The sequence below is a fragment of the Nocardia sp. NPDC006630 genome, from assembly GCF_040611495.1.
Classification (GTDB): Bacteria; Actinomycetota; Actinomycetes; order Mycobacteriales; family Mycobacteriaceae; genus Nocardia.
Genome location: NZ_JBEXOK010000008.1, coordinates 117,554 through 140,334 on the forward strand (window position 1 = coordinate 117,554; position 22,781 = coordinate 140,334).

The window sequence follows — 22,781 nt, forward strand, 5'->3', positions numbered from 1 at the left end:
GCCGCGCCAACGATCCGGCACTAACATCAAACTAGAACGTGTTACAGCTATTGCCTGACTGATCCGCAGCGCAACCCCAGAAAGTGGAGGCATACATGCCAGCTGAATTGGCGACGACCGCTGACACGGCGCCGCACCACGGCGACGTGGACATCCGCGAGATCGATACCGGCACCCCGCAGACGCGGTTCGCCCGCGGCTGGCACTGCTTGGGGCTGGCTGGGGATTTCGACGACGGCAAGCCACATTCGGTGGAGGTCTTCGGTACCAAATTGGTGGCGTGGACCGACCCACAGGGTGAGTTCCATGTCCTCGACGCATACTGCCGCCATATGGGCGGCGATCTCGGCCAGGGCGAGCTTCGCGGCAACAATGTGGCATGCCCGTTCCACGGCTGGCAATGGGAGGGCAACGGCCGCTGCGCCACGGTGCCGTACGCAAAACGCCAACCCAGGCTCGCCAAGACCCGGTCATGGCCGACCATGATTCGAAACGGACAGGCCTTCGTCTACAACGACCCCGAGGGCAACCCGCCCCCTGCCGATTCCCCTATCCCTGCGCTCGACGAATTCGGAGCCGCGGAATGGACCGATTGGACGTGGAACAAGCTGGTGATCGAGGGCTCGAACTGCCGCGAGATCATCGACAACGTCGTGGATATGGCGCACTTCTTCTATGTTCACTATGCGCTGCCCGACTACTTCAAGAACGTCTTTGAAGACCAGACCGCCACGCAGTTCATGAACTCGCACGGGCGCCCAGATATCGAGGTCGCCAGTGCGTACGGCGATGCCCGGATGGAATCAGTTGCCGCGTACTACGGGCCGTCCTACATGCTCAACCCCATGGTGCAGTACTACGGTGAATACAAGATCGAAACCATCCTGACGAACTGCCATTACCCTATCGATGCCAACTCGTTCGCGCTGATGTACGGCGTCATGGTGAAGATTCCGCAGGGCCTCGACCGCGAGCAGGCGAAGAAGCTGGCGAAGAAGTTCGCCGCCGGCGTCGAGGTGGGCTTCCTTCAGGACGTCGAGATCTGGAAGGGTAAGAGCCGCATCGAAAATCCCCTCCTGGTTCAGGAGGATGGTCCCGTATACCAGCTACGCCGCTGGTACGAGCAGTTCTTCGTCGATGTCGCCGATGTCAGCGAAGAGATGACGCAGCGGTTCGAGTACGAGGTAGACACCGCGAAAGCCGTGGAGTACTGGAACATCGAGGTCCAGGAGAACCTTGAGCGCAAGGCCGCTGCCTCCGCGAACGGCGGGTCGTGACAGTGGTCGCCGAGCCGCATATGAACAGAGCGCGGGAATGGGCGAAGGCCCCCGATTTCGCGAATGATCCAGAACATCGGGCGACCGTGCGCCGCTCGACCGCCCGCGATAAGCAGCATTACCTGCAATCCGGGCTGACAGAGATCGAGTGCCGGGGGTGTCACGCGTGGGTGATGGTGAAGAAGTACAGTTCCTTTCACACCAGCGTGCAATGGAATCCGGAGGCTCGGACGCGCTGTGGCGCGCTGCAGCAGGCGCGGCGAGAGGGCCGTAATTCTGCTGCTGTGGCCACGTGCCAGCACTTGTCGGCGACCATCGACTACGGGGTGGCCGAGGGCATCATCCCGGCGCAGTCACCGGAAACCGACCCGGACGGCTACTGGTAAGCACACACCCACCGACCACGAACGAGGGATGCTCGTCACTAGCTCGCCGACTTACAGTCGAGAACAGGTTGCCGACGAAAATTGCTGTTAGGCAGCGTTATACGCGCGCGCCGATCTGCTCGTCTCGTGCGGCGCACCGCAATTCGGCGCGCCGCACTCTCATTTCGTAGATAGGCAGTCCGCCGTGTGCGTGCGGTCACGGATCCAGTAGTACTGCAGCCCGGTAGCCAGGTCCGGGGCCCCGAACATGTGCGCACGCCGTGGGTGCGGTTGTAGTTGGCCCTCAACCACTTCGGCCGCTTGGCACCGAACCAGCCGCGGCCCGCGAGGTTGCTGGGTCAGTGGCCTGAACTCGGTCCTCGGCGTTGACGAAAAGGATTCGACGTACTTGATCAGTCCGCGCTTCGGCACAGCAGACCCTGTCCACCACATACGGATCGTCCATGGACGGTGATGTCGCTCGGATCTGATGCGCTACCGAGGGTAGGCGCGAGCAGTTTTCATAAGGCCTGCAGACACCGGCGGTTGCTCCGGCGATGCCCAGCGGGCTGTGGGTTCCCGTACATGTCTGCCTAGATCTCTTAACTGGTTCAGTCGGTTGGCGGTGGGTTCGGTTGGAGTGCAGGATGTTTCGCTGTGGCAGCGCCTTGGATCGTGGATGACGAGTTGTGGCGGTTATCGAACCGCTACTGCCGGTGAAACCGGCCGGGACACCGGGACCACCGCAGATCAACTCCCGTCTTGTGCTGCAGGGCATCTTGTTCGTGTTGATCACCGGGATCGGATGGGAAGACCTGCCCCAGGAACTAAAGTTCGGGTCCGGAATGACCTGTTGGCGCAGGCTGCGGGACTGGCAAGCCGCTGGAGCGTTCGAGCAGATCCATTAAGCGGTGCTCGCCCGTGCTCATGCCGCCCGGATGATCGACTTCGACCGGGTGATGGTCGACGGCTCGCATGTGCGAGCGAAAAAAGGGGCGCCGCAACAGGTCCCAGTCCGGTCGACCGCGCCAAGACCGGTTCCAAGCGCCACATCTGACCTGCGGAAACGGCTTCCCGCCCGCTGTGTCGTTGTCGGCGGCCAACTTCAACGATCACCTGATGCTGTCCAAGCTGCTCGACCGGGTCCGGCCCCTGCGCGGGGGGCGGACCGCCCTCGTCACCGGATCACGAACCTGATCGCGGACAAGGGATACGACTACCCGAGTGTGTATTGCGAACTGCGGCAACGACGTATCGCCGGCTACATCGCCCGACGCGGCACCCGTGACAAGGTCACCGCCGGTCGCTGGATCGTCGAGCAAACCTTTGCCCTGCTGCACCAGTACCGGCGGCTGGCCATCCGATGGGAACGCCGCACCGACATCCACCACGGATTCCTCGACCTCGCCGCAGCACTCATCTGCTGGCGACGACTCCGCAACCGAACCCGACAGGAGCTCTTAAGACTCGCGTACGGCAATTGCCATCGAGCGCGCGGCCACGTCCCTCACACACCCATTATGGTCCTTCGCCGAATCTTCTCCTGAGCCGATCACTCGGCCACTACCGATTACCAGGCTTGACCCCGACGATGCACCAACATCGGAACAGATCGCCGCGACCACCAATTACCAGGTGGGCGAACTCGCGTGCCCCTCCTAGCATTCCGCCGAATTCGCACAACCCCAGTACGGCCACCCACCTTCGGCAAAGCACGATTGATTCATGGTGAGTGCTTTCAGAATGAGCGCCTCGCTGATAGCGTAGATTACGTGATCGAGTTCACTGGGAGCTCTGACCATGTCGTTCGGTCGCCGAATTCCGTCTATCGGAATCTGCCGAGTCCTGATTCGGGTTGTCGTAGTACACAACTGAATCCATGGACATCGTCACGAACACTCCGAACCAGGTAGTCGACCTTCCCTGGACGGCGATATCGCTGGCCGTTCTGCAGACGTTGAACGCCGGTATGAAGGATGAGGTCGCGGCCCGTCAGCTGTCGGTCTCGCTGCGAACCTACCGTCGGCGCGTTGCGGACCTGATGGGCTATTTCGGTGTCGACACTCGTTTTGAACTCGGTGTCCAGGCCGCCGAAGTCGGTCTGCTGCGCCACCACCGACCCGGCTGCGGGGCCCGGTGAGCCGGTTAAAGTTCGGGGCGTGTGGCTGCGACCACGACGTAGCCGATCTGCGGAACCTCGAGCAACTCGGAAGGATCGAATGCGGCCACCATATCGGCGTCGTAGACGGCCTCGAGCTGCGGGCGCAGTTCCACGATCCGCCCGGCGAGCACCTGCCACGCTTTTCGAATCGTGTGGTCGGTAACGTCGTGGATCTCCTGGAACCACAAGCCGGATCGCTGCAGCAGTCGAACGTAGTCTTCGATCGGCACCATCGTGCTTCCGAAACTGGTGAAGAATCGATCTACTGCAGCTTCTTTCGCGGGCGGGATCGGGGCGCGCAGGACCGTATCGGTGAGAACCACCTGTCCACCTGGGCGCAGCAGCCGACTGATCTGGGTGAACACCGCCTCGCGGCTCGGCATGTGCATCATCGATTCGATGGCGACTACGGCATCGAAGGACTCTTCCGCGAAGGACATCTGCGTGGCGTCCTCAACTCGGAAGATCACACGGTCCGATACTCCTTCGGCTTTGGCCAGGACGTTGGCCCTGGCCACCTGCTGCTGGCTGATCGAGATGCCGGTGACCCGGGCACCGAATGATTTCGCTATCCGCACCGCCGGCCCACCAACCCCACATCCGATATCGAGAACGTGACTCTCGGGACCGATCTCCAATTTGGAAGCCAGCAGATCGGTCAAGGTATCAGTGGCGACTTCGACTGGAACATCGATGGCGGGGTCGGTCCAATATCCGAAATGTAAGTTGCTCCCCTGAACATCCACCGAGGTGAATCGATCATAAATGTCGGCGATCTTCCCGGATGTCGATGCTGCGGTCGATGTTGTTGACATGAGTCTGCCTCTCGCGAAGATTCTTCGAATCAATGAAGGTGACGGGCGCGAACAAGCGGCCGCATCTACTGGATAACACAATCGTTCGGCCTGATTCCATTCGGCTGACGTCGGTGACAGGTACCTGCCAAATAGCGGTCCACGACGAGCTATCTCAGCGTCCCAACGGTCATGATTGCCATAGCTGCGGAGATCGAATTCCTCTTAGCCGCAGAGATTGGGAGGCATGCCATGGATAACGCGCGACCGGATGAGATCGAGAAGGGCTCACAAATCGGTCTCTCCGAACGAGAGCTCGGCGATCCGCGTGTACCCACATTCCCCTTCCACTTCGACGGAATTACCCCGTCTGAGGAGTATGCCGAGCGCAGAGCACGCTGCCCGCTGGGCACTGTCCGGCTGGCCAGCGGGCATGATGCAAAGCTCGTGGTCAAATACCACGATGCCGCCCTCGCCCTCGCTGACCAGCGCCTGACCCACGATCTTCGCGCACCCGGTTCCCCGCGTTTCACCCTGGGCCCGAGCCACTACGACGCGCCCAGCCTGCTCAATATGGAAGGGGAGGGCCATCGTCGAATTCGACGGATCATCGCGCCGGCGTTCACTCCCCGGCGTATCCAGCGCTGGGACGCGACGATCGACCGGATCGCCAATGATTTGCTCGATGCAATCGAATCTTCAGGTCCACCGACCGACATCGTGTCGGAATTTTGTCTGAGACTTCCCACTCGGGTGATGTGCCACGTCCTAGGTATTCCGGAAGGTGATTCGCATCGCTTCGTCGAATGGTCGAACGCGTTCGTCTCCAGTGTTGCGCTCACCTCGGATGAGCGCATGAATCTCATCATGGAATTCTCCGGCTACATATCGGAGCTACTGGCTCGTAAACGCAGCGATCCGGGTGATTCGTTGATCGACGACCTGATCGCATCGTGCGACGAAGGCGACTATCTGACCGATCCAGAGCTGATCGGCCTGATCATCAGTCTCATCGCTGCGGGCACAGACACTACAGCCAGCGCGCTCGGCCGTATTCTGCTCACCCTGCTGTCCGATGATGGCCTGGCATGGGAAGAATTGTGCGCTCACCAGGACCTAATTCCGGATGCCGTCGAGGAAACATTGCGTCTCCTCGTCATGGGCCCCAGCGCTGCGCTTCGGCTGGCCACCGACGACGTCGAGCTTCCCTCCGGCAGAATTAATGCCGGCGAGGCGGTCGTCATCGCAACCAATTCCGCGATGCGCGACGAGACCGTCTTCGACAAGCCCAACACCGTGAAATTCGACCGCGGAGCTCGACCGCCGCTACTGGTCTTCGGCAAGGGCGCACACGTCTGTCTGGGCACAAATCTTGCGAAAGCCGAAATCCGTGCCGCACTCCGCCTGCTCGTTCACCGATTCCCGACACTGCGACTCGACACCGACACCTCTGCCCTGCGGTTCACCAACGGCGAGATCATTCATTCGCTCAAAGAACTCCCCGTCACCTGGTAACTGACGATGACCCACATCGACGCCGGGAGACAATCTGCGACCATGGGCAGGCTACTGCTCGCCCGAGCCGACGACGACAACATCGCGCTCCTGTTCGAAGATCGGACGTGGACCTGGCGGCAACTGGTGGCCGAAGCCGCTCGCCACAGCGAGTACCTCGAACGCCTCCGCCCATCCGACGAGCAGCCCTGGCACATCGGCGTGCTCATGGAGAACACACCCGACTATCTCTTCCTGGTGGCCGGCGCGATGATCTGTGGTGCGACGATCGTCGGGCTCAACCACTCACGCCGCGGCCGAGCCATAGCATCCGACATCGCGGCCACCGCCTGCTCCACGGTCCTTGTCGACAAGGCGATGTCCGCGCTTCTGGACGACGCCGGATCGAACTGTTCGACAGTCCTATTCGCTTCAGTCGAGCTCGTCGACCGAGTGACGCCCCAGCTCAAGCCCGACAGCGACCGACCGGACGCACGCCTGCTGCTGCTCCTGACCTCGGGTGCGACCGGCGCGCCCAAAGCCGTCAACCTCTCCACCGGACGCTGGGCACGCGCGTGCTTGTTCAATCAGATCCGGATCGGCCCCGAAGATGTCGCCTACAACGCGATGGCCCTGTTTCAAGGCGGGGCCCTCATCTCGGCATGGGGGCCGTGCATCAGGTCCGGAGCCGCTTTCGCACTACGCCGGCAATTCTCAGCCACGCAGTTTCTGGCTGATATCCAAACCTTCGGCGCAACCTTCTTCACCTATCTGGGGCGATCACTGTCGTACATCCTTGCCCAGACCGCCTCGGCAGAGGAGGCGAACAACCAGCTGAGGTTCGGATTCGGCACTGAGGCCTCGCCCCGCGACCGTGCCGACTTCACTCGTCGCTACCGGGCTCCGCTGTTCGATTCGTTCGGCTCCTGCGAGGGCACGTTCTATATCGCTCGAACATCGGACGCACCCGAGGATTCGCTCGGACGGGAACAGATCGGTTCCCGGCCCGAGGTGGTCGACCCCGACGGCGTCACTTGTCCACCTGCCCAATTCGACACTATCGGCGTACTGATCAATGCCCAAGAGGCTGTCGGCGAAATTGTGGCACGCGGCGGCGCCGCGAACTTCGAGGGCTACTACAGAAATCCAGCGGCAACTGCCGAGCGGATTCGCGCGGGCGACTACTGGACCGGCGATCTGGGTTACCGCGACGCCCAGGGAAATTTCTATTTCGCAGGCCGGGTCGGCGACTGGATACGCGTCGACTCGGAGAAATTTACTGCCGCACCGATCGAGCGAGTAATGATGCGATATGAAGCCGTCATCAGCGTAGCCGTCTACGGCGTACCAGATACTTCTTCCGGCGAACAAGTGATGGCAGCAGTTCAGCTTCGAGATGGATTCGCATTCGACCCCACCGACTTCGCTGATTTCCTCGTCTCACAACCAGACCTGCCGCCGAAATGGATACCGCGATACCTCCGAGTCTGCGCCCGCATCCCGTTGACAGCAACCATGAAAGTACGCAAGGGGCCACTGAAGGCAGAAGGATGGTGCTGCACAGAACCGGTGTTCGAAAGGATCGGCCGCGCGAGTTTCTATTTACAGATGTCCGGGCGGCGGGCGGCAGACCTATTGGCCGAAACTAAGTTCAACCGATTCTCTCCCGTGAAACACCGAGAATTGATCTGATACTTCCGTTTGTCGAACGAACGAGCAAAGACGAAAGGTGAACTCCGCATGTCCGAGTGCCCTATTTATACCTATCCATCGAAAACGCCGCGTAGTCTCGCGCTCGACCCGATCATGACCGAAGTCGCCCAGGGTGCAGGAGTGGCGCGGCTTCAGCTTCCCTATGGCGAACCCTGCTGGCTGGTGACCCGGTACGACGATGTCCGCACTGTCTATGTGAGTAAGAAGTTCAGCCGCGCAGCAATGGCCGAAGAGTCGGCACCGAGACTGACATCCAGCCAGATTCTGCAAGGCGCGATCGGCAGCATGGAAGAGCGGGTTCACGTAAAACTGCGCCGCGCGGTTCTCGGCGCATTGGACGCTCCTCGCCTAGCAAAGCTGGAGACCGGGGCTGTAGCCACGATGGCCACGCAGCTTGATGCCCTGGCGTTGTTGGGCTGCGGCGACTATTCCTCACAAGTAGCCGAACCGTTCGCGATGTGTGTGCTCTGCGACCTACTAGGACTTCCGGATTCCGACACCAAACAGATCATGACCTGGGTCCAAACGGTACTAGTCCAGGATTCCCGTCCGGATGGTGATTTCACGGCTGCGATGACCGAGATCGGACTCTATGCTTATTCGGTGATCGTGGAGCGAGAGAAGTCGCCGGGAACAGACTTCATATCTGCACTTATCGAAGCCGGGGGGCTATCAAAAAAAGAGTGTGCGATAATCGTCATTGGCCTGCTATTCGGAGGATTTGAATCGAGTGCAACCATGCTCACCAAAATGGTTCTTCGAATGCTGACAACACCAGAACCATGGAATGAATTGCGCCACCGCCCAGAGCTGGTTCCGAACGCGATAGAGGAGATGCTTAGGACAATATCTGTTGCCGGTGGAGAATCAATTCCGTGGCGTGTTATGGAGCCGCTGACCCTGGCGGAAATTGAATTACAGCCCGGAGACTACGTCATGCCGGCCACCGGCCCGGCGAACTTCGACCCGCGTATTTTCCAGAATCCGGAAGACGTCGTTCTCGACCGAAATCCGAATCCTCACCTCACATTCGGACGCGGCCTGAACATGTGCTTAGGGTATCAGATTGCCCGTATGGAAATGAATGTCGGCATTAGGATGCTGTTGGAGAAATACCCCGACGCGCGAGTTGCCGTCTCGGCCGAAAAGTTGCACTGGGACTATTCCTCGTCGATCTGGCGACTGTCGGAACTGCCGCTCGAGTTAAACTATCGGTAGCTCATCGCCGATACGGACCATTTGGGCTCGATCAGCGGTGTCGTCGCGTTCGACCGCGCCGCGCCGGGACCTGCCAAGTCCAGTCGTGCCGCTGCAGCAGCAGCGAGACCCCTTGCATTGTGTAGGACAAGATGGAAGCGGCGCCTGATCACGGTCTTGATCCGTGCCAGGGTCCAGCGCTGATCGTCGAAGCCGTGAGCGGCCGGCCATTTGGCCAGTTCGAGTTCGAGTTCGAGCGCTGCGAACTGGGTATCAAACAGGATCGGCTGCGACGCAGTGCCTTTCGAGACCGGCACCGCCTCGCCTCCTGCCCGCCAGTCATGGCGCCAGCGTTGCACCGAACGCAGGTACCCGATGCTTCCTCATCCGCGCGGCGAGTCGTGCCTTGAGGCGTTGCGCGGCAATGGGTTCGGCGATCGATTGTGATGAGATGACACACCCGGGTTGCTTCGGGCGGTCGAAAAAGAGCCGAGATGGCGGGCGATCAGTACCCGCCCTACCCGGGGCAATACACCTACGAGCAGTTCGGGACGGGACCGCCGTATCTCGGCGGGCCCGCGCCAGGCAAGGCGACGCTGCCGAAAACTGTGACTTATGCCGTCTATTCGATACTGGCCTAGTTTTCAAAGAGCGCTGACACTGGCCGGTGCGATACTCAGCCTGACCGGCCTGCTGTACAGCTTCACTCAGCTATCGCACGCTCACCAGACGTTGTCGCTGTCTTAACTTGGCTGGTGGGCCTTGCCACCCTGATCCTGTTGTGGATCAAGCAATCTGGCGCCTACTTCCGCCCCATCCCGACTTACACTCCGTACGGTGCTGGCCTGTACCCGGAGCCCGTTACCTTTTTAGTAGTCCTTGAACGAGGGCTACGGTCGCCAGGCCCGGTATGACTTCTTGCCCCTGTCGCTCGCATGATCCGGGGGGTGGTGTCGCCGGGTTCTGGTGGCGTCGACGGACCGCTGATAGGGACAGGGCCGCAGGTAGGTCTCGTCGTAACGTGGGTGCCGGGCGTTGACGCCGGATCGGCGACCGTCCGCGCGGACGCGACAGAGGTACCGAGATGACACAGGCGTATGCCGTGATCTGCGGCATCGACGTGGGAAAAGGCGAGCATCACGCAGTCGGTCTCCGCACCGACGACGGAAAACGGTTGTACGACAAAGCATTACCCAACGACGAAACCCGACTCAGAGCGGTATTTGAACGGCTCGCCGCCCACGGCCCACTGCTGATCGTGGTCGACCAACCCAACACCATCGGTGCCCTGCCGGTCACCGTCGCCCGCGCGGCCGGCCACGACGTGGCCTATCTGCCCGGCCTGGCGATGCGCCGCATCGCCGACCTCTACCCAGGCCAAGCCAAGACCGACGCCCGCGACGCATTCATCATCGCCGACGCCGCCCGTACCATGCCCCACGCCCTGCGCCGCGTCGACACCGGCGATGAAGCCCTCACCGAACTCGGTGTCCTGGTCGGCTTCGACGACGACCTGGCAGGCGAGGCGACCCGAACCATCAACCGCATCCGCGGCCTGCTCACCAGCATCCACCCCGCCCTCGAACGTGTCCTGGGCCCGCGCACGGCACACCCGGCCGTACTCGAAATCCTTTCCCGCTGCGGCGGACCGATGGGGATCGCAGCCGCCGGCCGCCGCAAGCTCACCGCCATCGCCACCAAGCACGCTCCCCGCATGGGCACCCGCCTGGTCGAGGAGATCCTGACCGCACTGCCGCAGCAGTCGGTCACCGTTCCCGGCACGAACGCCGCCGAGATCGTGCTCCCCAAACTGGCCGACTCATTGAAAGCTGTTCTGCTGCAGCGAAACACTATCGCGGCTGACATCGAGAGGATGCTCGATGACCACCCTCTTGCCAAGGTCCTGACCTCGATGCCCGGTGTCGGAGTCAGGACCGGCGCCCGCATCCTGCTCGAGGTCGGCGACGGCTCCGCCTTCGCGACCGCCGGCCACCTGGCCGCTTACGCCGGCATCGCCCCGATCACCCACCGCTCCGGCAGCTCCATCCGGGGCGAATACCCCGCCCGCTCCGGGAACCACAAACTCAAACGGGCCCTGTTCCTCTCGGCCTTCGCCGCCCTGCACGACCCCGCCAGCCGCACTTACTACGACCGCAAACGCGCCGAAGGCAAGAAACACAACGCTGCCCTGATCTGCCTGGCCAGACGCCGCTGCGACGTCCTCCACGCCATGCTCAGAACCGGACAGCTCTACCGAACTCCCCAGCCCCGCACCGCTTGACGAAAACCATAGTGACACCCCCCCAAGGGTTCTGACCACCATCACTCGGCCCACATCCTCAGGGAATTCCCTCCGGCACCAGCGGGTAAGTAACAACCGGGATGATCGGGACGCGCAGCCCGCGGCGAGTTTTCCTCAGACCGCTACGGCCACGGCGGCGGCGAGCGCGATCCTGCGCGCCGACGCCCCCCGGCCGAAATCCGGCAACGCGCAGTTGATCGCGTCCTCTATGAGCGATTGAACTGCTACTTGCTCGCGCTGTGATAGGCCGAAACGATGTCAGCTTGGATCCGCCCGCGGCTCGAGACCTCGTGGCCATTTTTGCGAGCCCACTCCCGGATGGCGGCACTCTGCTCACGGTCCACGGCGGGCCGGGCCGGGCCGCTCTTACCCCGCGACGCCCGACCCACCTTGCGTGCGTGCATAGTCCACTGCCCGAGCTCGCTCTTCAGCCGCTCGGCATTCGGACCCGACAGATCGATCTCGTATTCCGCGCCGTCGAGCGCGAACAACACCGTCTCCTCCGCCTCGGACTTTCCATCGAAATCGTCAACGAGAGTCACAACGACCTTGCGTGCCATGGACAGCGTTCCCTTCGGGTATGTGAAGACGTCGGGTGAATGCTACTGACCCCCAACTTCATCGCTCACAACCCGAGCCGATCAATCCTCAACCACCCGTACCATACTTGCCTTTCCCGCTGCAAGATCGGCCGAAGCGGAAACCCCAGGACCAGGAGGAAACGCTGAGCGCATGTACCCACATACCTCCCAGGTCCGTAGCCCACAGCGATGCGTGGCCCGGAAATGGCGTAGCTACCGACGACGGCACTGTCGTCCTACTCGACCTAGAAGGGACCGAAATCGGGCCACTCGAACGAGATGCCGTCCACACTGCAACCAAGTACAGAACGCTCGCCCAGATCACCGCAGGTCAATGCCAAACCTTCTGCGACGCATATGGATCCGATGTCAACACATGGGAGGGTATGCCCTCCTCCTGCCTGACCTTCGTGATTGCCGGATGACACCATGGCCCCGCAAACTGCGGTGACTATCCCAGCGGACCGGGCGCACGCCGATCAGCCTGCCTACGAGGGAAGTTGGGGCTGCGGCCGTGGTCCGAATCGCGACAGGTGCCATCGCAATACGACCGCTTGACATCCAATCTCGGCCTCCGTGTGCTATTCGCCGATTCCACAGCCACCATCAGCAACGCCTCGAAATCGCCCCTCTCACCCCATGGGTGAGCTGGCTCTACTGGACTCAAGTGCGCGCTCATGCCGATGAGCGTGCACTGCCCGCGCATTCCCTTACTGGTGCGCACACCCTGTCGACTGGGCATCTCGCGGCAGGGACATTGCGCCGGATACGCTGCGACCATGGCAGCAGTCGCGGTAGAGGCCCTGAATGCTGGTGACACGATCGACTTCGGTGGCGAACCCGCACTGATCCAGAGCTTGCTCCGCCGTGACACGCAGAAGGGCGACCGCACCTACGACCTCAAGCTCAAGGTCTTGAGTTCAGGAGTAACCGCCGGGCGTTCCTACCGTGCAGGTACAGAGGTCGAGCTGATTCCCCTGGAGATCAAACCGGTGACTCTGGCATCGGCCATCGAAAGAATCTGCACGTTCGTGGATCCCGATGGATCGCTGTACGAATTGGACGTCGATGATTTCCAGCCAGCCGTCAGGCACATGCATGAAGGCACCTCAGAGGTCTTCTCTCTGAGCCTGCTGAACGGGGAAGCCGTCACCATCCGGCGACTGCGGCAGTAGCAGTTCAGAACACGCTATGTCCTAACCCGCCCGACGCCAGGCCGTATATCCGCAAATGCCGCGACCCGCGCGTTCGGACTGACCGTGCGCCCTCGCAGCGGGCGCCATTATGCCCAGTCGTGTGCGATCCGCGGACTCGTGCCGATGTGGACGACTCACTGATAGCGGTCGATGTTCGGGGTGCAGCTTTCGATCCAGAACCTGGTCCCCATCTCCGAATGACGCCACCACACATCGACATGGCACACCACGCGAGTACCGTCGGGCACTGTTCCAGGCCGGACCAAATCCATGATCACCTCGGCGGCAGCGTCTTTGACGAACTGGGGAGTCGCGGCAGGCAAGGGTTTGACCGGTAGCAGTGCGTCGGTGTGCGGACCGCTGTCGTGGCCCGCCACTACGTGGAAGGTCATTTCCCCTGCCCAGTTGTCTACTCGGTGGTCATCCCACACCGCCCAGCCGACAAGGCCCGCGATCGCGCACACGCCGAGGGCAAGCATGATCACCGACCGTCGGCGAATCCGCCACCACCGTTTGCGCGGCAATATCTCCGCCGGGTCTGATGGTGCGCCGTGCGTGTTCACTATGTCTGTCTTCCTTGATGTTTCGGACATTCAGTCAGTCGGGTAGTTCTCAGCAGGAAGGTAAATTGAACAATGCCGAATGTCGTGCTGTAGTTCTGGCGCAGGAACGGGGAACTACCAGCGGTCAGTCGATCAGCGCTCGGGCTTGCGCATATCCCGGGAACCGCTCACCCAGCGCCACATCGAACGCCGACGCCCGCTCGAAGGAATCGAAAACACTGAACCGTCTTGTCCCCAAATACCAGCCCATCAACCCGGCCGCGTCCGCCAAACGCTCGTTCAACAAGCACAAAATGACAGCAGCCCTTAACCGCTTGGCATCCGGGTTGACCTGATCCACCGACCTCGGCCTCGCATACTTGGCCAGGCCGAGAAGTTTCGTCAGATCATCGCGTTGCGAAAACCACTCGCCCACCGGACCATTCACACACTCCAGGACCACCCAGTCCGCCGCACCGCGCACGCTCGACTCATCACGCAAGGCAAACGAACCGTACGGACCTGCGTTGATGAAGCTGTTAAACCCGGCCAAGTCGACCAGACCGAGTTCGGCACGCGGGTCCGCCCAGTCCGTCAACTGCGCCGACTCGGGCAGGCCACCGATCACCTCACCAACCTCGGCCGACACCACGCGCGCGTAGGCCGTCATCCCCATCCAATCCCGCAGAGGCTCCGCAACAATATCAATCACCCTGGTCAACTGCCGGAACGACGGTAGCGGGCCACTGAACCGCAGTTCATCATCGTCACCACTTCGAGATGGCGATACCTGAAACCCCCGGGGAAGAAGCCTCGGCACGAGTTCCTGCGACAACAACTCGACGTACCGGCCGGCAAGGTTGGTCGCGAATTCGGCCCACTCGTAGTCGCCCATCAGTACCCCGTGACTCAGTAATTTGGTTTGTAGCCCAAATTTGGTTGTAGCCCAGCATGATCGCATCAAGGCACGACATCTTCTGCTGGCCGTCGATCAAGATGGCTGATCACGCCCGCCAACCAGGTGTATCCGCTCATGGCTCCCCTTTATGTCAAGACACTGCTGCGGTTGTGGGGTTAGCCTGGTTGGTGGCAGGTCCGGGAAGTGGCTTTTCCGAAGGATCGGTGTGCGGGGTCAGGCCGGTCGCGCTGGAATCAAGAGTCGTTCCCGAGTGCCCTCCCGGGCTTGCCTTTTCCCGTCGCCGCTGGTCAGCGAGCATCCGCCTGTAGATGACGTTCGAGAGTCTGCGTTTGAGCGAACGCATCGATTCCATCGAGGTCTTGCCGGCTGCCTTACGACTATCGAAATAGGTGCGACCGGCCGTGGGGTTGCGTAGCTGGACCACGGCCATGATGTGCAAAACCCGGTTGATGCGCCGGTTCCCGGCACGAGAGAGCCGATGTCGTTGTTGCTCACCGGAGGACGCGTCCAGGGGCGCGGTGCCGTTCCAAGACGCGAACCGGTCGCGGTTGCGGAAGCGGTGGATGTTCCCGGTATCAGCGAGAAGCCTTGCGGCGCTGGAAGGTCCGATGCCGTGCAGGTCCATCAACGTCGAGCCGCGGTCGATGACGAGCTGGTGTAGTTCCTTGTCGGCGGCTTTGATCTTGCGGTCGAGGCTCTCGAGCTCGCCGATCAACTCCACGGCCAGCCGGCGGCGGGCTTTGCCGAGCGCATCGCGCGGTTTGATGGTCGCGATCAAGGCCCGGGCTTGCTTGGTGGACAGGAATTTCTTGGCACCGCCCGGGAACAGCTCGAGCAGGAACCGGTGCAAACGGTTGACGGTTTCGGTGCGGGTGCGCCCGAGCTCGTCACGGCGGTCGGCGAGCATGCTCAGCAGCAACAGGCCCGGATCGGGTTCCACGCGTAGGAGATTCGGTGAATACAACGCGGCCATCGCGACCGAGTGGGCGTCGACGGGGTCGGTTTTGCGTCCGTTGCCGGTGGCGAAGACCCGCACCTGGGCGGAGAGTTTCGCGGGCACGTCCAGGACGGTTTCCCCGTCGTGGACCAGGCGGTGCGCGATATGGCGGCCGATGCCGTTGCAGCCTTCCACTGCCCAGACGCGGTGGGCGAAACTTCTTGCGAAGGTAAGCATTTCGGCGTATCCGGCTTTGTCGGTGGTGTATCTGCCGACGGCCAGTTTCTTGCCGGTGTGGTCGATGATTTCGATGGTGGCCGAGCGTTTGTGTGGGTCCATGCCGATGATGACGGTCATCGGTTTCCTCCCTCGGGCGACGAACGGTGGGTGGTCCGTGCGGGAGGGCACCGCTAGTACGAGCTTCGGGCAAACCCCTTTTCAGCCACTCCCGGCACGGCGCCCGGTGGGAAGCAAGCCATGAGAGAGCCAAACCAATTCCGACGGTGGGCAGCCGCATAAGAGGAGCACCCCACCGGGCACCTGGATCAAATCCTGGCCGGGATCTGATCCTGACACCAGTCTCTTACTAGCCGCATACCGCGCTGGGCGAACCGGCCAGCGCGGTGCCTCGGAAGATCAACCGGACGCTGGCATCTGGCGCCGGCCGAACGCACGCTTCTGCCGATGAGCGAGAGTTTGGCGGTGGGCATCGGCGCGCTAGATGTCGCGGCTACCGGTCGAAGATGACCGGAATGTCCATGCGCCACAGCGCTACTGTGCTATCGCTGTACACCCAGGTCTCCGCGGTGAGCTCCGTCGGTGACCTCACCCCGGACCGGCGCAACGCGGCGACCAGTCGTCGGGCGATGCTGTCGCAGACGTCGGGAACGGTCGATAGCGGAACTTCCCACCAGTTGTCCTGGTCCCAGCCATCGTCGCTCAGTACCCAGCCTTCGGCGGCCAGTTCATCCGCGTCGTTGTCGGCGAACATCGAGAAGTCCATGCCCACCGCCATCCGCTTCATACCTTTTTGGCTGATCTGCAGCCAGACGGTCTCGGAGACCCTGAAATCCAAGATCGAGTCTGCGCCAATGTGTTTGCGCAGCATCGTCGCGAGGTCTTCGGTGAACCGATCCCACTCGCTCATCGCTACGCGCCGGCCGACCGTATTGCGGTCGGTCAATGGTCGGCCGCGTGTCGACCAGGTCCCCAACCTCAGCACTTGAAACCATCGGTCGGTGGCCTCACTGCGCCGCTCCGCGAGGTCGCTCTCGGGGACAACGACGAAGTCGTAGTCGTCGGAAAACGTGTGCACGGAGATCAACGCGAACCCCAGCTCGTGGCAGCGTTCACCGGTCAGCTCGAGGAACCGCTCCAGTTGGTCGCTGGAATCCCAGTCCGCGCACTCGGCCAGGAAGTCTGGGTGCCACTCCCACCACGTGCCAGCAGGATAAGACTTCAACGACTCCAGCCCGTCCCGCACCGACACGATGTCTTGCTTGAAGTCGAAATTCGCGGACAACCAGTGTTCACCGAGTGCGTAAGTCAGCTCACGTCGAGGGTTGTCAGTCGTCGAGCGGACCCTGTCCGCGATCTCGGGAAGATCTGGGGACAACAGCGCCGCCAGGGCCAGCATGTCCTCCCGTGCCGATTCAGCCGCGCCATCGTCGTTGCGCTGGTACGCCGCTGCCCAATTCTGCTCGTCCACTCGACATCCTTCATTCAAACTTCCACTGTCAGAACGATTTATACGTGAGGTCGACGACATGTACGACAGCGTCGCTTCTGCCACCGACCAAACCGGCCAGCGCGATTACTCCGAAAGATCGATGGGCTGGAGCACCGCTCGGCCACCGGCAAGTGCACGATATTGCCGAGTTGAGGGTGACGCCCGGATGAGGGCCGAGGGATGCCAGGCGGACGGTTTGGTCGGTCTACTTCTAGGGGAAGATACGGCTCTGCCAACCGCCCTCGGCTATACGCCATTGCGGCCCAGGATGTTTGCTCTCGGCGAGAGCAGCCCATTGGGCCTCGGCGAATTGAAGTAGAGCGGGGGCGGAGCGATCGATCGGCCTGTAGCCGTCCAGCAGCCCGACACCTCTGATCACGTATCGGTACTCAGGGTCGGTCGTGTCCCACTGGTCGGTGATCCACCCCTTGGTCTCCAGCTCGAACGGGAGCGGCAGTTCAAGGACGTCCCGCAAGGCCGACACGATACAAGCGGCCGTGTGTTCGTACTCCGAGTACTCGCCAGGACTCCGGATCTCTCGGACCCAGTTGTCGTCGACCCCAGGTACCGCCCAGCCGTCAGCGGCTAGCCGAGCCTCGCCATCGACGGAAATCCGTTGCACGCCCAACATTTGGTTGGATGAAACCTCGCAGTGCAAGTTGGAGGGGTAACGCGCGAACTGAACGTATCCGCAGTCTGTCGACAAAATGAGAATGCCCTGGTGCGGGAGCGTGAACATCGACCAGGCCAACGTTGCCGAAAACCATTCCCACACAGCATCTGTGGCCGATTCCATAGCGCTGTCCTCCTCGCCCCGGTCCACCTGGTACCTACCAATCCTCGTTCTCGCATGATTTCAGCGACGTTATCGTCAGCTCGGGATCGCTTGAGTCCCAAGATCAACTATTCCGTTCCCCGGAGTCGACCACAACAGGTGCACCCTGTCATGCCGCTGACCGCGCTGACCGAACCGGCCAGCGCGAGGCGGCCGAAGATCAACGGGCGCCGGTTATCTGGGCCGGCTGACTGCCCGGGTGAGCGCACCATCTTTGCCGAGAGGCGCGCATCCGAATGAACACGCGCTTCTGGCCGGAGATTGTGCGCTGGTGGTATGAATCGCTGGGTGTGTGTATTGCGGAGCGCGGTGCCCGAGGATGCGATGGCTGTTGCGCGAGTGCATGTTCGGGCCTGGCAGGCCGGCTACAGGGGCCTGTTGCCCGAGGAGTATCTGGATGGTCTGCAGACCCTGGAGCGGGCCGACCGCTACACATTTCACTTGACCGGGGATGGTGATCCTGCGACCACGGTTGCTCTCGACCGTGCAGAAACGGTATGTGGGTTCGTCACGACAGGTCCATGTCGAGATGACGAATCTCATGCGGTGGGCGAGGTGCTCGCCCTGCATGTCGACCCGGATCGATGGGGGCAGGGCGTTGGGACTGTGTTGATCGGCGCGGCGCGGGCGCGGCTGGCCGGGGCCGGGTTCGCTGAAGCGGTGTTGTGGGTACTCGCCGGGAACGATCGTGCCGAGCGGTTCTATCGGCGCGACGGTTGGGAGCACGACGGTGCAACGCGTGGCGAGGTCGTCTGGGGTGCACCAGTGGACGAGAATCGTTATCGCGCAATACTGATCGACAGAAGTCGCAAGATCGAGGACCACCCCGAGTTCTCGGGTACCGACATCCTGTAATCAGCGTAAGACGTTCTGATTCGCATCTCCTCGAGCTAACTTCGGTTGGATAGAGTGAGCTCTCGTGCCGCTGACCGCGCTGACCAAACCGGCCAGCTCGGCACCTCGGAAGATCAACACGCAGCATGTATCTGGCGCCAGGGCTGGTGTAGTCCACGGAATATGGCTTGGGCGTGCTGGTTTGGACGTCGATGTCGGGTGCTGACTGTATGGTCCGGCCGTGTCAGTAAATATCGAAGTTTGCTTCATGGTCTGCGGGTTGGTTCCAACTCAGGCCGATCTGGTGTCGGATCTGTTCGAGCAATTCGTGCGGGAGCAGCGTTTCGAGCGTGAAATCGCGCTGACCCGGGATGTCAACCGCGATGGAACCGTCTGTGTACAGGTCAAGTCGCCCGATTCGGTGATCTTCAGCAGCAACTGGAGCCAGGGCGCCTTCGAGCAGCGGTTACAGAGCCAGGTGGACGAACGGATACCAGGCGCCACGGTGTGGTTCGAATGGGGCTATCCCGACGAAGCCGTGACCGCAGCGGCCGTGCCCGCGCCACCGCCGGTGGACTGGGAGGAGTTCACACCGCGACTGGCCACAGTGTTGCACGGGATGTCCGACGGTGCGGTGGTCAGTCTGACCGCGAGCGACAACCAATGTGTGCAGTTCCTGCGCGGTTGGATTTGTTCGATCGGGGGCTCGATGACGCCCGAACAGGAGCGGTTGCTCGCGGCTGCGGGGTGGGAGGCGCCGGCACCGTCAGCGCCGAACTGGCACTGCGAACTCGCCATCGGCAAACAAGCCAGCGAGCAGACGGCCGACCGTGCCACCGAGGTCATGACGCAGGTGTTGGGGATCCGGTCGCCTGCGGAGCTGACCGTAGAGGCGTGGAATGACGTGCAGGGCGGTTATGAACCCGCAATCGCAGTCCTCGGTTTGGGAGACACACGGCCGGTTGAGAACTCAGGATCCTGAACCGTTGTTGTGCTTAGAGATCGGTTCCAGCGACCTGAGTTCGAACCGAAATCGAACGCACTGTAGTGCCGCGACCCGGGCGTTGTTCGGCCGTCCAAACCGGTTGGCCGACAGCAGCTTCCCAACGCACCATCATGCCGATTATGTGATGGCCCGCTAGTCAGGCATGTATCCCGCAGCAGATGCCGAAGAGGTGGGTTATCGGTCGCCGAGGGCGGCCGCGACGTACAGGTTGTCGATGGTGCGTAAGGCGTTGGCGGCGGGCGGTTGCCGACCCGAGTTGCGGCAGGCATCCAGTAGCCGGGTGTGCACTGCCCAGGTCAACAGGGGTGGTTCGGAGAGTAGGGGCAGCAGCGGTTCGATGTGATCGTCCAGGAGTGATACTGCCGCGGCGCGGATGCCTTCGCGAAGATCGGTGCGCGCCAGCTCTATCAGCCGGTCGTCGAGGTCGCCGGGTGGGGTATGAGCGGCGCAGGTGGCGAGCGCCTCCTGCCCGCAGGTGCCGGCGATCTCGCCGGAGGAGATCAGATCCCAAGTGATCGTGGCGATCTCATGCGATCGTGGCACGAACCGCAGGTTGTAGACCGCGGATTTACGGACACCCAGTTCTCGATCGCGGGTCAGCGCGAGTAGTGCATCCACCTCCTGCCAGCTCGACAGCGCCGGGCAGCACAGTGCCCGGACCTGAGGATCCGGATGGCCGGACAGAAACGCGGCCAGGCCGGGGCGGTCGGCAGCAGGCACACCACTCCAGTGGTCGCTGCGGGGGTAAGTGTGCAGTGCAGCCAGTTTCGGCTCCCATAAGCCGTCGGGATCGGAGTACATGGCGAACACCTCGGCAGCCGACGGCGCCGACGGCTTGGACCGCCGTGGTCCCGGCGGCCCGGGGGCCGGCGCGGTATCAGGTTCGGGCGCGCCGAGCAGGTCGGCGACCGGTGTGAGCCAATGCTGGATTCGTGACTGCTCGTCCTCGAAATCGCTGAGGAGGTCGGCGGCGGCATCTCGCGCTGCCGCGGCTCGCGTGTCGTCGCCCTGGGCGATCTCGTGCAGCAACCGGAGTGTGGCCCGGCTGCGGTAGTAACGCAGCGTGTCGATCGCGGCACAGGCGACATCGGCGTCGCTGTCGGTGGCGGTACGGTGCAAGGCCGGTTCGGCGGCCACCGGTTCGTCCCAGCCCAGTTGATAGGCCGCGGTCCGGCGCACCGCGGGGTCGGGGTGGGTGAGGCCGGCGATCTTGTACTGCTGCCAGGGCGGTTCCTCGAAGGTGATCCCGATTCCGATCAATCCGTGCCTGTGCAGCAGGTGGCGCGGGTCGCGCACAACCGGTTCGAGCAGATCGGCCTCGCCGCGGGTGGCCTGCCTCAGCAAGCATGCGCGGACCAGGTCGTCCCCGGTATGCCACCAGGCGCGCAGTTCGGCACCTTCCGGGCACATCGCCGATTCTTCCAATACCTGCAGTGCTGCTTGCCGCACCTGAGCCGACTGGTCGCGGTCCCGCCCGATTCCTGCTAGCGGCACGGCCGCGCGCGGGTCGCCGAGCCGTGCGAGCGCATAAACGATCCGCTCCCTGACCGTCTCTACCGCACCAGGATCGGCCAGTTCCCGAATCAATTCGAACGTCGCTGACCGGTCCTGCTGCTCCGTGATCCGATCCAGTTCCTCTAGCACCTGCACTGGTCCATCTTTGTCGAGCATCCAGCTTGGAGCCACCGGGTTTTGCCGCGCACCAGAACCTCCCTGGCGCCTCGGCGGCAACTTCACCCCGATTTCGGAACGGTCAATATCCAGCCGTATCGCACGAGAACACGACTGACCGAACGCACTCATCTGCCGCGAGTCGCGCGGTTCGAAACGGCGAGCGCGGGACAGGTGAAGATCGATCGGGCCGTGCCGATCCGAGGCCGGCGAACGCACGCTCTTGCCGAAGACCGTGCGATGACGTGTCCAGCTTGGACGCCGGTCTGCGAACTATCCGACGAACTGGCACCGTCACTGGGACAATCATCGAGAACACCTCGCTAGGAAGGACTCTCGGCAATGACTACACCAGACGACGAAACGTGGACTCCACCAGAGATAGCTTGTCGCGGCGACGTATACAAAACGAAATTTCCCGACGGAACGAGCCCCCTCTTCTTGCAATGCATTCACGGGCAATGGGTGGAGAGGAGTTGCACCGAGGGAACGGTTGCCTACACCGACCCCCAGTACAAAGACCGGGTCTACTGCGGCTTTCCCAAGAAAACGCCGGAATAACATGACAGAGGGCTTCCCGCACCCGTCCTGAATGCGTGCTCATGCCACATGTCGCGCTAATGGACCGGCCAACGCGATGCGACGGAAGATCAACTGGCTGTGACGATCCCGAGTTCGGCCGAGCTGACGTACCCGTGTGAGAACGGCGGAAGTGACAGGGCGGTCGGGGAATGTTGCACGTATATCGCCTGTAGGACAACACATTTGGAACGTTTCAACTTTTAGGAGTAGATGATGGCTAAGTTGACCCCTCAACAGCAGGCAACCTTGGACAGCTGGCGACCTGTCGTATGCAACTCGAACGGCGACTCTCTCCCGAACCCGGACGATGCCCACTCGTTCTACGTATGTGATAGCGCGGGTGCCCCGGCATTGCAAAGCTGTCCCATGGAAGATGCTCTGAATAAGCAGGTCTACAGTCCTGAGCTGGGCACCTGCGTTTCCCCGCGCGATGTCTCTGTCGATGAGAATCCTGCGCCGAGGGCCGAGTTTCAGGCCATGCCCTCCAAGAGCGCACCGGACGCCCCCGGAGTAGGGATCATCCGCCCGGGTTCCCGAGATGTTGGGTACTGAGCCAATTCTCGGTCGCCGCAGTTTTCGCGGCTGCTCGAGGTAGTTCGGCAAGTTCGACGGCGTCTACGGCAGTCAGTGTGGTTGGTGAACGCGC

At 62.0% G+C, this 22,781-nt stretch carries 22 protein-coding genes; 13 read left to right on the plus strand and 9 right to left on the minus strand.

Annotated elements, in window-relative coordinates:
• The first annotated feature begins 95 nt into the window (after window positions 1-95).
• From ABZX86_RS24315 to ABZX86_RS24335, 5 genes are all read left to right on the plus strand, one after another.
• Window positions 96-1,277, plus strand: a complete 1,182-nt coding sequence (locus tag ABZX86_RS24315; RefSeq protein WP_355126971.1) for a Rieske 2Fe-2S domain-containing protein — start codon at window positions 96-98, stop codon at window positions 1,275-1,277.
• 20 nt (window positions 1,278-1,297) lie between these two features.
• Window positions 1,298-1,663, plus strand: a complete 366-nt coding sequence (locus tag ABZX86_RS24320) for a hypothetical protein (RefSeq protein ID WP_355127283.1) — start codon at window positions 1,298-1,300, stop codon at window positions 1,661-1,663.
• A gap of 695 nt (window positions 1,664-2,358) precedes the next feature.
• A complete protein-coding gene (locus tag ABZX86_RS24325) occupies window positions 2,359-2,550 on the plus strand; it encodes a transposase (protein ID WP_355127284.1) in 192 nt (63 codons plus the stop codon).
• A 30-nt stretch (window positions 2,551-2,580) separates the two neighbouring features.
• Window positions 2,581-3,189, plus strand: coding sequence for a transposase (locus ABZX86_RS24330; protein ID WP_355126972.1), 609 nt, complete (start codon window positions 2,581-2,583; stop codon window positions 3,187-3,189).
• 332 nt (window positions 3,190-3,521) lie between these two features.
• A complete protein-coding gene (locus ABZX86_RS24335) occupies window positions 3,522-3,782 on the plus strand; it encodes a hypothetical protein (RefSeq protein ID WP_355126973.1) in 261 nt (86 codons plus the stop codon).
• A 5-nt stretch (window positions 3,783-3,787) separates the two neighbouring features.
• On the opposite strand, the gene ABZX86_RS24340 is transcribed toward ABZX86_RS24335, so the two are convergent.
• Window positions 3,788-4,651 carry a methyltransferase domain-containing protein gene (locus ABZX86_RS24340; RefSeq protein WP_355126974.1) on the minus strand — a complete coding sequence of 288 codons (864 nt, stop codon included), beginning with the start codon at window positions 4,649-4,651 and terminating at the stop codon, window positions 3,788-3,790.
• Between the two features lie 198 nt (window positions 4,652-4,849).
• Here ABZX86_RS24340 and ABZX86_RS24345 point away from each other — a divergent pair, with 198 nt between their 5' ends.
• From ABZX86_RS24345 to ABZX86_RS24355, 3 genes are read left to right on the plus strand one after another with little or no spacing between them, the layout of a single operon-like run.
• Entirely contained in the window at window positions 4,850-6,112 is a 1,263-nt protein-coding gene (locus ABZX86_RS24345; RefSeq protein WP_355126975.1) for a cytochrome P450, read from the plus strand.
• A gap of 6 nt (window positions 6,113-6,118) precedes the next feature.
• On the plus strand, window positions 6,119-7,783 hold the full coding sequence (locus ABZX86_RS24350; protein ID WP_355126976.1) for an AMP-binding protein: 1,665 nt from the start codon (window positions 6,119-6,121) through the stop codon (window positions 7,781-7,783).
• A 48-nt stretch (window positions 7,784-7,831) separates the two neighbouring features.
• Window positions 7,832-9,022, plus strand: coding sequence for a cytochrome P450 (locus ABZX86_RS24355; RefSeq protein WP_355126977.1), 1,191 nt, complete (start codon window positions 7,832-7,834; stop codon window positions 9,020-9,022).
• A gap of 31 nt (window positions 9,023-9,053) precedes the next feature.
• Here ABZX86_RS24355 and ABZX86_RS24360 read toward each other — a convergent pair whose 3' ends face one another.
• Window positions 9,054-9,140 (minus strand): hypothetical protein, encoded by an 87-nt coding sequence (locus tag ABZX86_RS24360; RefSeq protein WP_355127285.1) that lies wholly within the window; start codon window positions 9,138-9,140, stop codon window positions 9,054-9,056.
• Window positions 9,141-10,085: 945 nt separating this feature from the next.
• Between ABZX86_RS24360 and ABZX86_RS24365 the strand changes: the two genes are divergently transcribed.
• Window positions 10,086-11,282: an IS110 family transposase gene (locus ABZX86_RS24365; RefSeq protein WP_355126978.1), complete on the plus strand. Its 1,197-nt coding sequence runs from the start codon at window positions 10,086-10,088 to the stop codon at window positions 11,280-11,282.
• 245 nt (window positions 11,283-11,527) lie between these two features.
• On the opposite strand, the gene ABZX86_RS24370 is transcribed toward ABZX86_RS24365, so the two are convergent.
• A complete protein-coding gene (locus ABZX86_RS24370; RefSeq protein ID WP_355126979.1) occupies window positions 11,528-11,863 on the minus strand; it encodes an Lsr2 family protein in 336 nt (111 codons plus the stop codon).
• A gap of 800 nt (window positions 11,864-12,663) precedes the next feature.
• On the opposite strand from ABZX86_RS24370, the gene ABZX86_RS24375 reads away from it, so the two are divergent.
• On the plus strand, window positions 12,664-13,059 hold the full coding sequence (locus ABZX86_RS24375; protein WP_355126980.1) for a hypothetical protein: 396 nt from the start codon (window positions 12,664-12,666) through the stop codon (window positions 13,057-13,059).
• 155 nt (window positions 13,060-13,214) lie between these two features.
• Here ABZX86_RS24375 and ABZX86_RS24380 read toward each other — a convergent pair whose 3' ends face one another.
• The 5 genes from ABZX86_RS24380 to ABZX86_RS24400 form a co-directional block, all read right to left on the minus strand.
• On the minus strand, window positions 13,215-13,559 hold the full coding sequence (locus ABZX86_RS24380; RefSeq protein ID WP_355126981.1) for a hypothetical protein: 345 nt from the start codon (window positions 13,557-13,559) through the stop codon (window positions 13,215-13,217).
• 208 nt (window positions 13,560-13,767) lie between these two features.
• Window positions 13,768-14,517: a hypothetical protein gene (locus ABZX86_RS24385; RefSeq protein WP_355126982.1), complete on the minus strand. Its 750-nt coding sequence runs from the start codon at window positions 14,515-14,517 to the stop codon at window positions 13,768-13,770.
• 154 nt (window positions 14,518-14,671) lie between these two features.
• The gene (locus ABZX86_RS24390; RefSeq protein WP_355126983.1) at window positions 14,672-15,835 is read right to left on the minus strand and encodes an IS110 family transposase; all 1,164 of its coding nucleotides are present in this window, start codon (window positions 15,833-15,835) and stop codon (window positions 14,672-14,674) included.
• A gap of 373 nt (window positions 15,836-16,208) precedes the next feature.
• Window positions 16,209-17,186 carry a hypothetical protein gene (locus ABZX86_RS24395; protein WP_355126984.1) on the minus strand — a complete coding sequence of 326 codons (978 nt, stop codon included), beginning with the start codon at window positions 17,184-17,186 and terminating at the stop codon, window positions 16,209-16,211.
• Window positions 17,187-17,418: 232 nt separating this feature from the next.
• On the minus strand, window positions 17,419-18,003 hold the full coding sequence (locus ABZX86_RS24400) for a hypothetical protein (protein ID WP_355126985.1): 585 nt from the start codon (window positions 18,001-18,003) through the stop codon (window positions 17,419-17,421).
• A gap of 315 nt (window positions 18,004-18,318) precedes the next feature.
• Here ABZX86_RS24400 and ABZX86_RS24405 point away from each other — a divergent pair, with 315 nt between their 5' ends.
• Window positions 18,319-18,897, plus strand: coding sequence for a GNAT family N-acetyltransferase (locus ABZX86_RS24405; RefSeq protein WP_355126986.1), 579 nt, complete (start codon window positions 18,319-18,321; stop codon window positions 18,895-18,897).
• 259 nt (window positions 18,898-19,156) lie between these two features.
• Window positions 19,157-19,858: a hypothetical protein gene (locus tag ABZX86_RS24410; protein WP_355126987.1), complete on the plus strand. Its 702-nt coding sequence runs from the start codon at window positions 19,157-19,159 to the stop codon at window positions 19,856-19,858.
• 198 nt (window positions 19,859-20,056) lie between these two features.
• Here ABZX86_RS24410 and ABZX86_RS24415 read toward each other — a convergent pair whose 3' ends face one another.
• The gene (locus ABZX86_RS24415) at window positions 20,057-21,532 is read right to left on the minus strand and encodes a HEAT repeat domain-containing protein (RefSeq protein ID WP_355126988.1); all 1,476 of its coding nucleotides are present in this window, start codon (window positions 21,530-21,532) and stop codon (window positions 20,057-20,059) included.
• A gap of 816 nt (window positions 21,533-22,348) precedes the next feature.
• Here ABZX86_RS24415 and ABZX86_RS24420 point away from each other — a divergent pair.
• Complete coding sequence (locus ABZX86_RS24420) at window positions 22,349-22,687, plus strand: chitin-binding domain-containing protein (RefSeq protein ID WP_355126989.1); 339 nt, start codon at window positions 22,349-22,351, stop codon at window positions 22,685-22,687.
• Window positions 22,688-22,781 lie beyond the last annotated feature (94 nt).

What these genes read in the sequence shown, in the direction of transcription:
- ABZX86_RS24315 (WP_355126971.1), top strand. Translation starts at nt 96, where the DNA reads ATGCCAGCTGAATTGGCGACGACCGCTGACACGGCGCCGCACCACGGC.
- ABZX86_RS24320 (WP_355127283.1), top strand. Translation starts at nt 1,298, where the DNA reads ATGAACAGAGCGCGGGAATGGGCGAAGGCCCCCGATTTCGCGAATGAT.
- ABZX86_RS24330 (WP_355126972.1), top strand. Translation starts at nt 2,581, where the DNA reads ATGATCGACTTCGACCGGGTGATGGTCGACGGCTCGCATGTGCGAGCG.
- ABZX86_RS24335 (WP_355126973.1), top strand. Translation starts at nt 3,522, where the DNA reads ATGGACATCGTCACGAACACTCCGAACCAGGTAGTCGACCTTCCCTGG.
- ABZX86_RS24345 (WP_355126975.1), top strand. Translation starts at nt 4,850, where the DNA reads ATGGATAACGCGCGACCGGATGAGATCGAGAAGGGCTCACAAATCGGT.
- ABZX86_RS24350 (WP_355126976.1), top strand. Translation starts at nt 6,119, where the DNA reads ATGACCCACATCGACGCCGGGAGACAATCTGCGACCATGGGCAGGCTA.
- ABZX86_RS24355 (WP_355126977.1), top strand. Translation starts at nt 7,832, where the DNA reads ATGTCCGAGTGCCCTATTTATACCTATCCATCGAAAACGCCGCGTAGT.
- ABZX86_RS24360 (WP_355127285.1), bottom strand. Translation starts at nt 9,140, where the DNA reads ATGCAAGGGGTCTCGCTGCTGCTGCAGCGGCACGACTGGACTTGGCAG.
- ABZX86_RS24365 (WP_355126978.1), top strand. Translation starts at nt 10,086, where the DNA reads ATGACACAGGCGTATGCCGTGATCTGCGGCATCGACGTGGGAAAAGGC.
- ABZX86_RS24370 (WP_355126979.1), bottom strand. Translation starts at nt 11,863, where the DNA reads ATGGCACGCAAGGTCGTTGTGACTCTCGTTGACGATTTCGATGGAAAG.
- ABZX86_RS24375 (WP_355126980.1), top strand. Translation starts at nt 12,664, where the DNA reads ATGGCAGCAGTCGCGGTAGAGGCCCTGAATGCTGGTGACACGATCGAC.
- ABZX86_RS24380 (WP_355126981.1), bottom strand. Translation starts at nt 13,559, where the DNA reads ATGCTTGCCCTCGGCGTGTGCGCGATCGCGGGCCTTGTCGGCTGGGCG.
- ABZX86_RS24385 (WP_355126982.1), bottom strand. Translation starts at nt 14,517, where the DNA reads ATGGGCGACTACGAGTGGGCCGAATTCGCGACCAACCTTGCCGGCCGG.
- ABZX86_RS24390 (WP_355126983.1), bottom strand. Translation starts at nt 15,835, where the DNA reads ATGACCGTCATCATCGGCATGGACCCACACAAACGCTCGGCCACCATC.
- ABZX86_RS24400 (WP_355126985.1), bottom strand. Translation starts at nt 18,003, where the DNA reads ATGGAATCGGCCACAGATGCTGTGTGGGAATGGTTTTCGGCAACGTTG.
- ABZX86_RS24405 (WP_355126986.1), top strand. Translation starts at nt 18,319, where the DNA reads ATGAATCGCTGGGTGTGTGTATTGCGGAGCGCGGTGCCCGAGGATGCG.
- ABZX86_RS24420 (WP_355126989.1), top strand. Translation starts at nt 22,349, where the DNA reads ATGGCTAAGTTGACCCCTCAACAGCAGGCAACCTTGGACAGCTGGCGA.